Source organism: Shinella sedimenti (assembly GCF_022601905.1).
Taxonomy (GTDB): Bacteria; Pseudomonadota; Alphaproteobacteria; order Rhizobiales; family Rhizobiaceae; genus Shinella; species Shinella sedimenti.
On the sequence record NZ_JAKVIN010000008.1, the window covers coordinates 94,047 to 108,147 of the forward strand.

At 63.1% G+C, this 14,101-nt stretch carries 10 protein-coding genes and 2 pseudogenes; 11 read left to right on the forward strand and 1 reads right to left on the reverse strand.

The features are described 5' to 3' along the window. Positions 1-40: 40 nt before the first annotated feature. Positions 41-1,765 (reverse strand): type VII secretion target, encoded by a 1,725-nt coding sequence (locus MKI86_RS18570; RefSeq protein ID WP_241603966.1) that lies wholly within the window; start codon positions 1,763-1,765, stop codon positions 41-43. Between the two features lie 249 nt (positions 1,766-2,014). Here MKI86_RS18570 and MKI86_RS18575 point away from each other — a divergent pair, with 249 nt between their 5' ends. From MKI86_RS18575 to MKI86_RS18620, 11 genes and pseudogenes are all read left to right on the forward strand, one after another. Further along, complete coding sequence (locus MKI86_RS18575; RefSeq protein WP_241603969.1) at positions 2,015-2,458, forward strand: STAS domain-containing protein; 444 nt, start codon at positions 2,015-2,017, stop codon at positions 2,456-2,458. Then, positions 2,455-2,823, forward strand: coding sequence for a response regulator (locus tag MKI86_RS18580; RefSeq protein WP_241603972.1), 369 nt, complete (start codon positions 2,455-2,457; stop codon positions 2,821-2,823). Before MKI86_RS18575 ends, MKI86_RS18580 begins: the two co-directional genes overlap by 4 nt. Next, complete coding sequence (locus MKI86_RS18585) at positions 2,820-4,823, forward strand: chemotaxis protein CheA (RefSeq protein ID WP_241603974.1); 2,004 nt, start codon at positions 2,820-2,822, stop codon at positions 4,821-4,823. Before MKI86_RS18580 ends, MKI86_RS18585 begins: the two co-directional genes overlap by 4 nt. After that, entirely contained in the window at positions 4,820-5,338 is a 519-nt protein-coding gene (locus MKI86_RS18590) for a chemotaxis protein CheW (protein ID WP_241603977.1), read from the forward strand. Before MKI86_RS18585 ends, MKI86_RS18590 begins: the two co-directional genes overlap by 4 nt. Before the next feature lie 12 nt (positions 5,339-5,350). After that, positions 5,351-7,450, forward strand: a complete 2,100-nt coding sequence (locus tag MKI86_RS23965) for a HAMP domain-containing methyl-accepting chemotaxis protein (RefSeq protein WP_241603980.1) — start codon at positions 5,351-5,353, stop codon at positions 7,448-7,450. Between the two features lie 179 nt (positions 7,451-7,629). Continuing rightward, positions 7,630-8,145 (forward strand): annotated as a pseudogene (locus MKI86_RS23915) (MCP four helix bundle domain-containing protein); the annotation flags it as partial. 75 nt (positions 8,146-8,220) lie between these two features. Then, positions 8,221-9,552, forward strand: a pseudogene (locus MKI86_RS18600) (methyl-accepting chemotaxis protein); the annotation flags it as partial. Positions 9,553-9,735: 183 nt separating this feature from the next. Beyond that, complete coding sequence (locus MKI86_RS18605; protein ID WP_241603987.1) at positions 9,736-11,550, forward strand: methyl-accepting chemotaxis protein; 1,815 nt, start codon at positions 9,736-9,738, stop codon at positions 11,548-11,550. A gap of 2 nt (positions 11,551-11,552) precedes the next feature. Continuing rightward, positions 11,553-12,047, forward strand: coding sequence for a chemotaxis protein CheW (locus tag MKI86_RS18610; RefSeq protein WP_241603990.1), 495 nt, complete (start codon positions 11,553-11,555; stop codon positions 12,045-12,047). A gap of 16 nt (positions 12,048-12,063) precedes the next feature. After that, a complete protein-coding gene (locus MKI86_RS18615; RefSeq protein ID WP_241603993.1) occupies positions 12,064-12,924 on the forward strand; it encodes a CheR family methyltransferase in 861 nt (286 codons plus the stop codon). After that, complete coding sequence (locus MKI86_RS18620) at positions 12,924-14,030, forward strand: protein-glutamate methylesterase/protein-glutamine glutaminase (RefSeq protein WP_241603996.1); 1,107 nt, start codon at positions 12,924-12,926, stop codon at positions 14,028-14,030. Before MKI86_RS18615 ends, MKI86_RS18620 begins: the two co-directional genes overlap by 1 nt. Positions 14,031-14,101: the final 71 nt, after the last annotated feature.

The window sequence follows — 14,101 nt, forward strand, 5'->3', positions numbered from 1 at the left end:
GTCCGAAGGTCAAAGCGATCCCGCTTCCGCCGGAAATGGCTTAGAACAGGGCGTCCTCGAAGAGGTCCTCGTCGCTGCCGGTCGCGGCGCTTACGGCTGGCGGCTCGGCCGCCGTGCCGAAGATGCGGGCATGCACGTCCCGCTCGGACACCATCGTATAGGTCCGGGCGATCCGTGCACCGAGATCGGCCAGTACGGGTTCAAGGCCATCCGTATCCGGCAGACCGGGGCCGCTGAGTTCACCCGCCCGCGCCGTGCAATCGGCGAGCACGTCGCCGAGTTCGGCGTTGAAATCAAGCCCTTCCGCCATACGTCCAGCCGTTGCGGTGACGTCGACCGCGCAGGCGCGCAGCGCCGTCATGTCCTCTTCCATACGGTCGCCGGTGTGGCGCAGATGGCCAAGCACGTCTTCAAGCCGCGCATCGAGCGAGTCACCGCCCGCGGCACCCACGGCGCCCAGCTTGCCGGCATCCTCCTCAAGCGATTGCAGGGCCGTCAGGATCCGTTCTGCGGTCTCGTCGAGCTGGCTTGAGAAACTGCGCAGCTCCGCCGTGACGACATTGATCGCGCGGCCTTCCTCACCAAGCTTGCTGCAGCGCAGGTTGGTGTTCAGCGCCATGTACTGGATGTCGGTGCGTACCAGCTGGATGGTTTTCACACCCTTCAGGAGCTCGTGCACCGTCGCGACCGTGCTTTCGCCGAGCGTGTTCGCCTTGTCGGCCACCTGCTCGATGTCGCGCACCACGGCGCGTGCGGCGGTGATGTCCGCCTCCAGCGTACGCATCGCGCGGTCGGCGGACGCGCCGTCGCCGGCATCCATATCCCGATAGAGCGTCATGAGGTTGTCGACGTCGGCGCCAAAGCTGCGGATCGTCTGGACGACGGTGCGGCATTCGCGTTCGAAATCCCTGGCGATTTCGTCGAGCTGGGCATGGACGAGATGGCGAATAAACTGCGTAAGGCGCGTCGATGCCTCATCGTCGAAGCTGCCCGCCGCAAGCTCCGCCTCGAGCATCGTCAGCGCCGACTGGCAGTGTTCGATGCGCTGGCGGGTGATGTCGCCGATCTGCATTGCCGAGAGCGTCGTGGCGACCTTGCCCTGCACGCCGCGTGCAAGCGCGCCGACCTTGCCGGCCAGCTGCGAGAGATGCCGGCGCTGCGTGCCGAGATCTGCGGCATTGCGCGAAAGATTGCCGGCGATATCAGGCACGCTGCCGCGAAAGCGCTCAAGCGCATCGCCGCCGCCGGCCGAAGCGCTGGAAATCACGGTGCCGAGCGTGCTGATCTTGCTGCCCAGCGCATTGACCTCGCGCGTGCCGAACTGGATACGTTCGAGGATTTCGTCGGCAAAGCCCGCGAAATCCGGAATGGCAGCGCCGGTGATCTTGGCTGTGGTGGCGAAGGTGCGCAGATAACGCAACGTTTCCTGCATGGTGGCGATGTGGGCGCCAAGCGATTTTTCCGTAAGAGCCACGCCGGCAAGACGCTGCTGGCGTGTTTCCTCGATGCCGGGCAAGGCTGTCAGCTGATCGATCGTCGCAAGCAGGCGCGCCGTCGTGGCTTCCGTGTCCTCGCCGCCCAGCGAACCGGAGAGGTTCTCGAGCGAGGCAACCAGCCGGTTGAGCACATCGAGTACGCCGAGCAGCACGACGCCGCCATCCAGAAAGCGTTGTTCGATGCGCGAACGCGCGCCTTCGAGCCGCGATACGAGTTCGGCTTCATTCGTCTGCTGCTCAAGCCGCAATGCGCCCGCTGTTCCTGACACGCCATACCCCATCTTCAAGAATCCCATAGCGGACCCTAGGGCAAACAATGTAACGGCCAGTAAATTCGGATTCCCTTATGGAGGCAAAACAGCCGTTTCGGGACCTTGCTGCGGCTTACACCCGTCCTGCACGCATCCCTAGAATTAGTGGTTCATAAATAGTATTACATTTTGCTAATTCTCATGTTTATTCATGTTATTCAGACACTTGAACGAACATGAATATTACCTAATACAAAGGCATGCGTCTTGTATTGCTCCGAATTGGCGGATTTCACCACCCGTAATTTACAGTTCATTAAGTATATGCTGGGAATTTGCGCTGGAAATTACTTTACGGAAAAACCTGATATCGAGGCCTCCATGTCGTCGCCTGCGCCCGATCACGCGTCATTAACCTTACCGAAGACGCTAACTATCAAAAATATACTTGACGTTCGCGAGAAAATCCTGAGCGCCGTCGACAATAACGGCGAACTTGTACTTGAAATCGCCGACGATGCACAGGTCGACCTCAGCTTCGTGCAACTTGTCGTAGCGGCGCGCAGCCACGCCACACAGAAGACGGGACGCGTTCTACTTGCGCGACCCGCGACAGGTGAGCTGCGCGAGGCTCTACGGCGCGGCGGCTTTCTCGATGAGCTGACACCCGACGCCTCCCAATTCTGGTTACATCAGGAGCAGACTTTATGACCGCGAATATTTTGACCGTCGACGATTCAGCCAGCATCCGGCTGACGACACGCATTGCGCTTGGCAATGCCGGCTACACCGTCACCGAGGCCGTCGACGGCCTGGATGGCCTCAACAAGCTGAAGGGCGGGGAATACGACCTTGTCGTCACCGACCTGAACATGCCCAACATGGATGGCCTGACCATGATCCGCGAGTTGCGCAAGCTGCCCGCGCATACCGGCGTTCCGGTCGTCTTCCTGACGACGGAATCGGACGGCGAATTGAAGGCGCAGGCCAAGGCGGCTGGCGCCACCGGATGGCTCACCAAACCGTTCGATCCCGAAAGCCTCGTCAAGATCGCCCGAAAGGTCCTCGGAAGATGAGCAACCCGGACCCGATCTCAGTCTTCAGGACAGAAGCTGCCGAACTGCTGGAGCAGATCGAGTCCGGCCTTCTCGACCTTACCCGCCGCCTTGACGACCGCGATCAGATCGACGCGGTCTTTCGTGGTTTGCACACGCTGAAGGGCTCAGGCGCGATGTTCGGCTTCGACCAGCTCGCCGCCTTCACGCACCATTGCGAGACAGCCTTCGACCGTGTGCGCAAGGGCGATGTCCCGGCAACGCACGAACTGGTCTCGGCGGTTCTTTCCGCGCAGGACCATATGCGCGCCCTGCTTGAAACGCCGAACGGCGATCATGATGCCGTCAGCGCAGCCCTGCTCGACGGTCTGCACCGCGCTGTCAATGGTGCGGGCATGCCCACTCCTGCGGCGCAACAGGCCGAAATGGCACCGAGCGCCGGCGAGGATGCCGGCGGCGTGCGCGAATGGCGCATCCGCTTCAGCCTGCCGACCAATGCCATGGCCAACGGCACCAATCCGCTCGGCCTGCTCGACGAGATGCGCGACCTCGGCGAATGCACCATCGTCGCCGACACCGCCAAGGTGCCGACACTCGATGTACTCGATCCGCGCGACATCCACCTCCACTGGCTGGTGACGCTCAAGACGGAGCGTCCGCGCAGCGAGATCGAAGACGTCTTCATCTTCGTCATGGACGAAATGGAGCTTGATATCACGGAGATCGCAGCCGAGCGCCCGGTCGCCGCCGCAGCGGCCGCTCCCGTCGAGCCCGCCGCACCCTTGACACCCGTCTTCACCGAGCGCGAGCCCGCGCAGGCGGTCAACGATCCCAAGCAGAACAAGACCGCAGAGAATGTCCGCGTCCCTGCCGAGCGCCTTGACGAGATGATGGACCGGGTCGGCGAACTCGTCATCGCCCAGTCGCGCCTCACCCAGCTTGCCGGCACCGCTGCCGATCTTGGCCTGCGCTCGGTTTCGGAGGAAATCGAGCGTCTGTCCGGCGAACTGCGCGATACGATGATGGTGCTGCGCATGATGCCGGTCGCGAGCCTCTTCAGCCGCTTCCGCCGCCTGGTGCACGACCTTTCGCGCGAAACGGGCAAGGAGATCGAACTCATCACGGAAGGCGAAAGCACCGAAGTCGACAAGACGGTCATCGACCGGCTGGCCGATCCGCTCGTGCATCTCGTGCGCAACTCGATCGACCACGGCCTCGAACAACCCGACGAGCGCCTTGCCTCCGGCAAGCCCGCCAAGGGCCGCGTCGCGCTCTCGGCGCACCAGACGGGTGGCGAGGTCATCATCACCATCAAGGACGACGGGCGCGGCATCAACCGCGATCGCGTCCGGGCCAAGGCAGAGGCTTCCGGGCTCATTCAGCCGGGCGCTACGCTTGCCGACCAGGATCTCCTGCAACTGATCTTCCAGCCCGGCTTCTCCACTGCTCAGCAGGTCACGAACCTGTCCGGTCGCGGCGTCGGCATGGATGTCGTCAAGAAGACGGTCGAAGCGCTGCGTGGCACGATCGACATTACCAGCCGGCCCGGCGAGGGCTCGGAAGTGTCGCTGCGCATCCCGCTGACGCTCGCCATCATCGAAGGCCTGCTCGTGCGTGTCGGCACTGGCTGCTACGTCATACCGCTTTCGGCGGTCGAGGAATGCCTGGAGATCTCGCTGGAGGACGATGTCCGCTCGCGCGGTCGCAGCTTCATATCGCTGCGCGACAGCCTCGTACCGTTCCTGCGCCTGCGCGAACTCTTCCGCACCGGAACCCAGCCCGACCCGCACCAGAAGGTCGTCGTCATCTCGACGGGCTCGGAGCGCGTCGGCCTCGTCGTCGACCAGATCATCGGCGACCATCAGACAGTCATCAAATCCATGTCGAAACTGCACCATGACGTCGTCACCTTCTCCGGCGCGACCATCCTCGGCGATGGCAGCGTGGCGCTGATCCTCGACGTTACTCACCTGGTCGCGGTCGGACAGCAGCAGGAGGCGCAATTGCGGGCGGCAGGATGAGCGAAGCAGCAAGAAAACTCGACTACGATGCAATCTGGGGCACGGACGAGGACCTCTCGGTTCTGACGTTCAACCTCAATGGCGAGACCTTCGCCATCGAAGCAACCGTCGTGCAGGAAATCCTCGATCTCCTGCCGGAAACCCACGTTCCCGGCAGCAAGCCGTTCGTCTCCAGCGTCATCAACTTCCGAGGCAAGGTCATTCCCCTGTCGGATATCCGCCTCGCCTTCGGCATGGAGGCGGTGGAAGCCACCATCGACAGCCGCATCATCGTCATCGAGCTTCTGCTCGACGACGAGACGACGCTGATCGGCATCCGCACGGACAAGGTCAACGAAGTCACCACCCTGCCGAAGGTCGCCAGCGAACCGCCGCCGAGTGTCGGCATGCGCTGGCGGGCGGATTACATCAGCTGCCTCGTTAAACGTGACGGAGAATTCATCATCGTCCCCAACCTGCAGGCGATTTTTGCCCCGCAAAGGGACCGTGTCGGCGTCGCAGCCGGGACCAACTAAAGGATTTAGACAATGCGTATTGCGATCAAGACAAAGCTTATAGCCACCTTCACGACCGTCATCCTGCTTTCGGGCGTCAGCATGTACGTCGCGGTGCAGGATCTCGGCGAGCTGAACAACCGGATGGAACGGGTCGTCAACGGCCGCGCGGCGGCCACGCTCGGCCTGAGCCGGACCGAGACCATGACCACCGACGTGGCCTCCCAGACCCGCCAGATGATCCTCAGCACCGACCCCGAGGAGATGGCCGCGATTTCCCGAGCGCTCGACGCCAGGAACAGCGAAATCGGCGCAACGCTGGCGGACGTCCGCTCGAAGCTGACGACGGATGCAGGCCGCGCAATCCTCGACGACTTCTCCAAGAAGTGGGACCTCTACTGGGCGCAGAACCTGAAGATGCAGGCCCTGACGCGGAAGAACACCGATGCAGAGGCCCTGCGGATTTCCACGACGGACGGCAGCGCGGCCATATCCGCTGCGGAAGAAAACGTCATCCGCATGTCTAAGGCACTGCAGGATGCCGCCAACCGCGGCGAGCCGGGTGCGCTCGAAAACTTCGCCCGCGTCGCCGCCGTACGCGCCGATATCAGCGACTTCTTCCGCCAGCACCGCAATATCCTGCTTGCCAGCAATGACCCGGAGCGCCAGACGACCTGGGCCGCGGACTACGCCAAGGCCGGTTCCGACATCGAAACGAACATCTCGCTTCTGGTCGCTGGCCTGCAGGGCAGCGCGCGCCAGTTGGCCGTCGAGGTGCAGAAGAGCTTCGCGGCCGTCAAGGAAGCTGCTGACCGCGGCAACGCACTTGCACTCGAACGCGGCAACTTTGAAGCCAACCGCTTTGCAAACCACGAGATGCGCACAGCCCGTGAAGAGGCGGTCGCCTCCCTGAACGAGCTTGTCGCCTTCAACGGCGAACGCCAGAAGGAAGATCTCCAGGCCTCGGTCGAGACGTACGAAGCCAGCCGTTCGCTGCTGATCGCCCTTCTCGCCATCTCGACACTGATCGCCGCAAGCGCCGCCTCGTGGATCGTCGTCTCCATCGCACGCGGGCTGCGCAAGGCCAATGAGGCGGTCCGTTCCGTATCCGAGGGCGATCTCACCCGCTTTGCCGACATCACGACCAAGGACGAGATCGGTGACCTGCTGGGCTATGTCAACACCATGATCGAGCGCCTGCGCGGTGTCGTCGCAGATGCGCTTTCGGCTTCCGACAACGTGTCGTCCGGCAGCCAGGAACTGTCGTCGAGCTCCGAAACCCTCTCGCAGGGCGCGACCGAGCAGGCATCGTCTGCCGAAGAGGCATCCGCCTCGATGGAGGAGATGGCCGCCAACATCAAGCAGAACGCCGACAACGCCGCACAGACCGAGAAGATTGCCCGCCAGTCTGCGAAGGATGCGGAAACCTCCGGCGAGGCCGTGGGCCGCGCCGTCGGCGCGATGCGTACCATCGCGGAGAAGATCTCCATCGTTCAGGAAATCGCCCGCCAGACCGACCTGCTCGCACTAAACGCTGCGGTGGAAGCCGCCCGTGCCGGCGAACATGGCAAGGGCTTCGCCGTCGTTGCTTCGGAGGTGCGCAAGCTTGCCGAACGCAGCCAGGCGGCGGCCGCCGAAATCAGCACGCTGTCGGGCCAGACAGTTTCCGTCGCCACGGAAGCTGGCGAAATGCTGAACCGGCTGGTGCCCGACATCCGCAAGACCGCCGAACTGGTTTCCGAAATCTCGGCCGCCTGCCGCGAGCAGGATATCGGCGCCTCGCAGATCAATGAAGCGATCCAGCAGCTCGACAAGGTGACGCAGCAGAATGCCGGCGCATCCGAGGAGATGTCCGGCACGTCGGAAGAACTCGCCGCCCAGGCCGAGGAATTGCAGGCATCCATCGCCTTCTTCCGGGTCGACAACGCCGCCCGCAGCGAAGCCAACCATGCCGACAAGCTGCGGGCAACCGCAGCCCGCATGGCAGCGCCAGTCGCCAAGCGCCCCGCCGCAAACCCGGCCTATCGCCAGGCGCCGGCCACGGCCAAGGCCACCCGCAGCGGCGGATTTGCGCTCGACATGTCGATGGGCGGTCCCGATGCCGACGACGACGATTTCCGCCAGAGTGCGTGATTGAACAATCCGCCGCGCTTAAATCGAGCGCGGCGGAAAACCCGGCGTATGTACGCGCCGGCTCAAGGGCCGCTCCGGCGACCCGCGGAAGGGTGAGTGTATCGGTCTTCACGCATAAAGAACGCCATGTTTCGGTGTCCCTCCAAAACAAGGCATCTGTGATTAAGGAGACCTACTAGATGCGTCTGACCATCAAATCGAAGCTCGCCCTCGTCTTCGGCTTTCTGATCCTTCTCCTTTGCGTTTCTGCTGGTATCGGCGTCCGAAGCATGAGCGAGATGAATTCGCTCCGGGACAGCCTTCTTGAAGGTCCTATTCAGCAGGACGACTATGCCGACGATCTCGCAGGCGCCTTTGACGGCCTCGGCCTCGCCGAGGCGGACCTCCTCATGGCTTCGACGGTTGAGCGCGCCAACAAGGCAAAGGCGACAATGGCGGCGGAGCGCGAAGCTTTCGAGACGGCGCTAAAGCAAGGCGAGGCAAGCGCCACAGATGAATTCAGGTCGAAGTGGCAGGAAATCCGCGACTTCTGGGACGATTATCTGGCTATCAACGAAAGAATGGTCTCGCTTATCGCGTCGGGACAGCGGGATATGGCGATCGAGCTGAACCAGACGGAGGGCACCGTCGCCAGCGAAAAGCTCGACAAGATGACCGAGGACCTCGCCGCACTTACCGAGGTGGCGATCAAGGATTCCGACATTGTCGCCGATGCCCGCTATGCAAGCGCGCTTTACACACTCGCCGCGCTGACCGTGGTCGCGTTCGTTCTTGCCGTGGGTGCAGCGTTCTGGATCGCCCTTGGAATCAATTCCGGCCTGCGAAAGATTCGTGACGCCGCTGAAGCCGTCGCGATCGGCGATCTCGATCAGACGATTTCCGTCAAGACGAATGACGAGATCAAGGATCTCGTATCGACCATCAACGTCATGACCGGCAATCTGCGCGAAGCGGCCAATATTGCCAACCAGATCGGCAACGGTGACCTGTCGGATACGCCGAAGCCGCTGTCCGACAAGGACGTTCTGGGTCACGCCATGCTGGGCATGGTCGTCAACCTGCGCAACACCGCGACCATTGCCGACCAGATCGCCAACGGTGACCTGACAGTGACGCCGAAGCCGCTATCCGACAAGGATACGCTCGGTCTTTCGCTGGAAAGCATGGTGGAGCGCCTGCGCGGCGTTGTGGCGGATGCGCTTTCGGCGGCAAACAACGTGTCTTCGGGCAGCCAGGAACTGTCCTCGAGCTCCGAAACCCTCTCGCAGGGCGCGACCGAGCAGGCGTCCTCCGCCGAAGAGGCATCCGCCTCGATGGAGGAGATGGCTGCCAACATCAAGCAAAACGCCGACAACGCCGCACAGACCGAGAAGATCGCCCGCCAGTCCGCCAAGGACGCCGAAGCCTCCGGCGAGGCCGTGGGCCGGGCCGTCGGCGCCATGCGTACCATCGCGGAGAAGATCTCCATCGTGCAGGAAATCGCCCGCCAGACCGACCTTCTCGCGCTTAACGCCGCCGTCGAGGCAGCACGCGCCGGCGAACATGGCAGGGGCTTTGCCGTCGTTGCTTCGGAAGTGCGCAAGCTCGCCGAGCGCAGCCAGGCGGCGGCCGCCGAAATCAGCACCTTGTCCGGTGAAACCGTCTCCGTTGCCACTGAAGCCGGCGACATGCTGAACCGGCTGGTGCCCGATATCCGCAAGACCGCCGAACTGGTTTCCGAAATCTCGGCCGCCTGCCGCGAGCAGGATATCGGCGCCTCGCAGATCAACGAAGCAATCCAGCAGCTCGACAAGGTGACCCAGCAGAATGCCGGCGCATCCGAGGAGATGTCGGGCACGTCTGAAGAACTCGCCGCCCAGGCCGAGGAATTGCAGGCATCCATCGCCTTCTTCCGGGTCGATCTTTCATCCGGCGCCCAGGCTGCCATCCAGCGCCGCCCGGCACCGGTCGCCGCCCGCCATCCCGCCAAGCCGGCCGCCACGGCGATCCGCAAGGCAGACAACAGCATCAACGCTCAGCAGGCTCGTGCCCGCGGCTTTGCTCTCGACATGTCGATGGGCGGCCCCGACGCCGACGATGACGATTTCCGCGCAAGCGCGTGATTGAACAATGACCGCCGCGCAGCCGAAAGGATGCGCGGCGGCAAAAACCGGCGTGTGTACGCGCCGGCTCAAGGGCTGCTCCGGCGGCCTGCGGAAGGGTGAGTGTATCGGTCTTCACGCATAACGGACACCGCGTTGTGTCCCGCAATAACAGGGCGATGTGCCCAAGGAGACCTTTTCGAGATGCGTTTCACCATCAAACTCAAACTCGCCATTGCGTTCGGCGTCATCATTGCCATGACCTGCGGCATGGCGGCCATGTCCATCATGAACCTCTCGTCGCTGAACGCCGCCATCACTGACATCATTAAGGGACCGACCGCCAATCTGCGCAATTCCGGTGACCTTTCCCAAGCCGTACTGACGGCTATCCGTGAGGAGAAGAACGCCGTTCTCAACACCGATGCAGCTCAGATCCAGAGCTATGTCGATGCCGTGGACATCCAGCACGATGCCATCAGCAAGTCGCTGGCGCTGTTTGACAATGAAACCAACGAAGGCATTCGCTCCAAGATCGGCGAATTCCGCGCTGCTTTTCCGGACTGGGAGAAGTCTCAGAACGAAATCCTTCGTCTCGCGAAGTTGAATACACCTGAGAGCAACCAGCGTGCCGCAGCACTTTCCATGGGCAGTGGCGCCAAGGTGACCGAAGATGTGCTTGCGACGCTGAAGGCCCTGAACGAGAAGATCGAACAGGACCTTAGCGAAACGGACGCGGCGACGAACGCTCAGTACGACTTCATCAGCTCGGCCCTTGTCGCCGTCGTGGTGGGTTTGATCCTGCTCTCGTCGGCCATCGCCATCTGGCTTTCGCTCAGCATCGCTCGCGGCTTGCAGAAAGCCGCCCGGCTTGCCGATGCGGTGGCCATCGGCGATCTGGAGCAGGACATCGATTACAAGAGCAATGACGAGATCAAGGACCTCGTCAACTCCATGCAGCGCATGACCGGTAACCTGCGCAACACCGCCACGATTGCCGACCAGATCGCCAATGGCGACCTGACGGTGACGCCGAAGCCGCTTTCCGACAAGGACACGCTCGGCCTTTCGCTGGAAAGCATGGTTGAGCGCCTGCGCGGCGTCGTGGCCGATGCGCTTTCGGCGGCAAGCAATGTCTCGTCTGGCAGCCAGGAACTGTCTGCAAGCTCCGAAACCCTTTCGCAGGGCGCGACCGAGCAGGCCTCGTCTGCCGAAGAGGCATCCGCCTCGATGGAAGAAATGGCCGCCAACATCAAGCAGAACGCCGACAACGCCGCACAGACCGAGAAGATCGCGCGTCAATCGGCCAAGGATGCGGAAGCGTCCGGCGATGCCGTGGGCCGCGCCGTCGGCGCCATGCGCACCATCGCCGAAAAGATCTCCATCGTGCAGGAAATCGCCCGCCAGACCGACCTGCTCGCCCTTAACGCCGCGGTGGAAGCCGCCCGTGCCGGCGAACATGGCAAGGGCTTTGCGGTCGTCGCTTCGGAAGTGCGCAAACTCGCCGAACGCAGCCAGGCCGCCGCTGCCGAAATCAGCACGCTCTCCGGCCAGACGGTTTCCGTCGCGACCGAAGCCGGCGAGATGCTGACCCGCCTGGTGCCCGATATCCGCAAGACCGCCGAACTGATCTCCGAAATCTCGGCCGCCTGCCGCGAACAGGATATCGGCGCCTCGCAGATCAACGAAGCGATCCAGCAGCTCGACAAGGTGACGCAGCAGAATGCCGGCGCATCCGAGGAGATGTCGGGCACGTCTGAAGAACTCGCCGCCCAGGCCGAGGAACTGCAGACATCGATCGCCTTCTTCCGCGTCGACATGTCATCGGGCGCCCAGGCCTCCATGCAGCGTCACCCCGCTCCCGTCGCGGCTCGCCAGCCCGCCAAGCCGGCCGCCACGGCGTTCCGCAAGGCAGACAACAGCGTCAATGCCCAGCAGGCCCGCGCCCGCGGCTTTGCCCTCGACATGTCGATGGGCGGCCCCGACGCCGACGACGCCGACTTCAGAGAAAGCGCTTGATCATGACCGGTCCGTCCTCCGAATCCCAATACGTCACGTTCTCTCTCGACAACGAGGTCTTCGCGGTGCCCGTTTCGGTCGTCCGGGAAATCCTTGATCATGAGGATGCCTTCCGGATACCGCACGGCCCCGACTACCTGCTCGGGTTGAGGGACGTGCGCGGCCAGGGCGTGCCGGTCATCGACCTGCGTCTTCGTCTCGGCATGACGAAGACGCAGAAGACGCACAACACACGGGCGCTGGTGCTCGACGTACCGATCGACGGGAAGACCCTGACGCTCGGTCTCGTCGCGGACCGGGTCTACGAGGTGGTGCCGTTCCGTAACGACGAGATCGAGGGGGCGCCCGATATCGGCGTTCGCTGGCCTTCCGATTACATTTCCGGCGTCGTGCGCCGGAACGGCGCCTTCGTCGTCATCGTCGATCTCGCTCGCCTCTTCTCCACCTCAGAAGTGGCGATGATGGGCACGGCCAACCGCCTTGCGGCCACGGCATAAGTTTCAGGAGGACCGCGTGGCGGCAGCAGCAGTACAAACGCAGGCGCAGACAGGCCCGGATGGCTTAAACAGCCGAAACTTCGACGCCCTGTCCCGCTTCATCTACGACTACAGCGGCATCAAGATGCCGATCACCAAGCTGACGATGCTGGAGGGCCGCCTGCGCCGGCGCCTGAGGGCAACCGGCATTCCGGATTTCAACGGCTATTGCGACTACCTCTTCAAGCATGGCGGCATCGAGAAGGAAGCCATCTTCCTGATCGACGCCGTCACGACGAACAAGACGGACTTCTTTCGCGAGCCCAAGCATTTCGAGTTCATGGAAAGCACGGGCCTTCCGGAACTGGCGGCAGCCGGCCACAAGCGCTTCCGGCTGTGGAGCGCGGCCTGCTCCATCGGCGCCGAGCCCTATACGATGGCCATGGTCATGCAGGACTTCGTCGAGAAGACGTCCGGCATGGACTACCGCATCCTGGCGACCGATCTGTCGACCGACGTATTGCAGGCCGCCCGGCGCGGCGTCTATCCGCGCGACATGATCCAGCCGGTCTCCGCCGAGATGCGTCGCAAATACGTGATGACCTCGAAGGACGCCTCGCGCGGCGAGGTGCGTGTCCATCCGCGCCTGCGCGCCACGGTCGGTTTCGCGCGCATGAACCTCATGGACAACGCCTACAAGGTGGGCGAGCCGATGCACATGATCTTCTGCCGCAACGTGCTGATCTATTTCGACAAGCCGACCCAGGCAAAGGTGCTGACGCGCCTGTGCGACTGCCTTCTGCCCGGCGGCTTCCTGTATGTCGGGCATTCCGAGACGGTCACCGGCATTTCGCTGCCGGTGCGCCAGGTCGCCAACACGGTTTTCAAGAAGATCTGATGCCCATTCCGACCAAGAAGATCCGCGTTCTCATCATCGACGACTCCGCAAGCGTGCGTCAGGCGCTGACGCACGTTCTGGAGCAGGATCCGGAAATCGAGGTCATGGGGGCCGCCTCCGATCCCTTCATGGCGGCAAAGAAGATCCAGGAGGAAATGCCCGACGTCATCACGCTGGACGTGGAGATGCCGCGCATGGACGGCATTACCTTCCTGCGCAAGATCATGTCGCAACGACCCATCCCCGTCGTGATGTGCTCCTCTCTGACGGAAGAAGGGTCAGAGACGCTGATGCAGGCGCTGGAAGCCGGCGCCGTCGACATCATTCTCAAGCCGAAGATCGGCGCAGCCGACCACCTCGCCGAATCCGGCGCGCGCATCCGCCAGGCGGTGAAGGGTGCGGCCGTCGCCCGCCTCGGCGCGGGACGCCGCGCCATGGCGGCCGCTGCTGCAAGCGCCACCGCCAACGTGACCACGAAACTGACCGCCGACGCTGTGCTCCCGCCGCCCTCCGGCCGCGCCATGGCCAAGACCACCGAGATGGTCGCGTGCATCGGTGCCTCCACCGGTGGGACGGAGGCGCTACGCGTCATGCTGGAACAGCTTCCGGCCAATTCGCCGGGTATGGTCATCGTCCAGCATATGCCGGAAAAGTTCACCGCCGCCTTCGCCAAGCGCCTGAACTCGCTGTGCGAGGTCGAGGTCAAGGAAGCCGTTCACGGCGATCCGGTGCTGCGCGGTCATGTTCTGATCGCCCCCGGCGACCGGCACATGATGCTGGAACGCCAGGGCGCGCGCTATCATGTGGCCGTGCGTGAAGGACCGCTCGTCTCGCGCCACCGCCCGTCAGTCGACGTGCTGTTTCGCTCCGCCGCACGCGCGGCCGGTGCCAACGCCATGGGCGTCATCATGACAGGCATGGGTGATGACGGCGCGCGCGGCATGGCCGAGATGCACCAGGCTGGCGCCTATACGGTGGCGCAGGACGAAGCCTCCTCCGTCGTCTTCGGCATGCCCAAGGAGGCAATCGCCCACGGGGGCGTCGACAAGATCGTGTCGCTCGACCAGATCGCGCGCGAAATTCTCGCTGCCGACCGGCGGCATTGAGAAAAATACACCAACGATTAACCATAGTTGGCGAGGATAACGACGCACCATGCAAGGTGCCCCAGGCGAGC

Coding starts and splice junctions, on each gene's coding strand:
- MKI86_RS18580 (WP_241603972.1), top strand. CDS start 2,455: ATGACCGCGAATATTTTGACCGTCGACGATTCAGCCAGCATCCGGCTG.
- MKI86_RS18585 (WP_241603974.1), top strand. CDS start 2,820: ATGAGCAACCCGGACCCGATCTCAGTCTTCAGGACAGAAGCTGCCGAA.
- MKI86_RS18590 (WP_241603977.1), top strand. CDS start 4,820: ATGAGCGAAGCAGCAAGAAAACTCGACTACGATGCAATCTGGGGCACG.
- MKI86_RS23965 (WP_241603980.1), top strand. CDS start 5,351: ATGCGTATTGCGATCAAGACAAAGCTTATAGCCACCTTCACGACCGTC.
- MKI86_RS18605 (WP_241603987.1), top strand. CDS start 9,736: ATGCGTTTCACCATCAAACTCAAACTCGCCATTGCGTTCGGCGTCATC.
- MKI86_RS18610 (WP_241603990.1), top strand. CDS start 11,553: ATGACCGGTCCGTCCTCCGAATCCCAATACGTCACGTTCTCTCTCGAC.
- MKI86_RS18620 (WP_241603996.1), top strand. CDS start 12,924: ATGCCCATTCCGACCAAGAAGATCCGCGTTCTCATCATCGACGACTCC.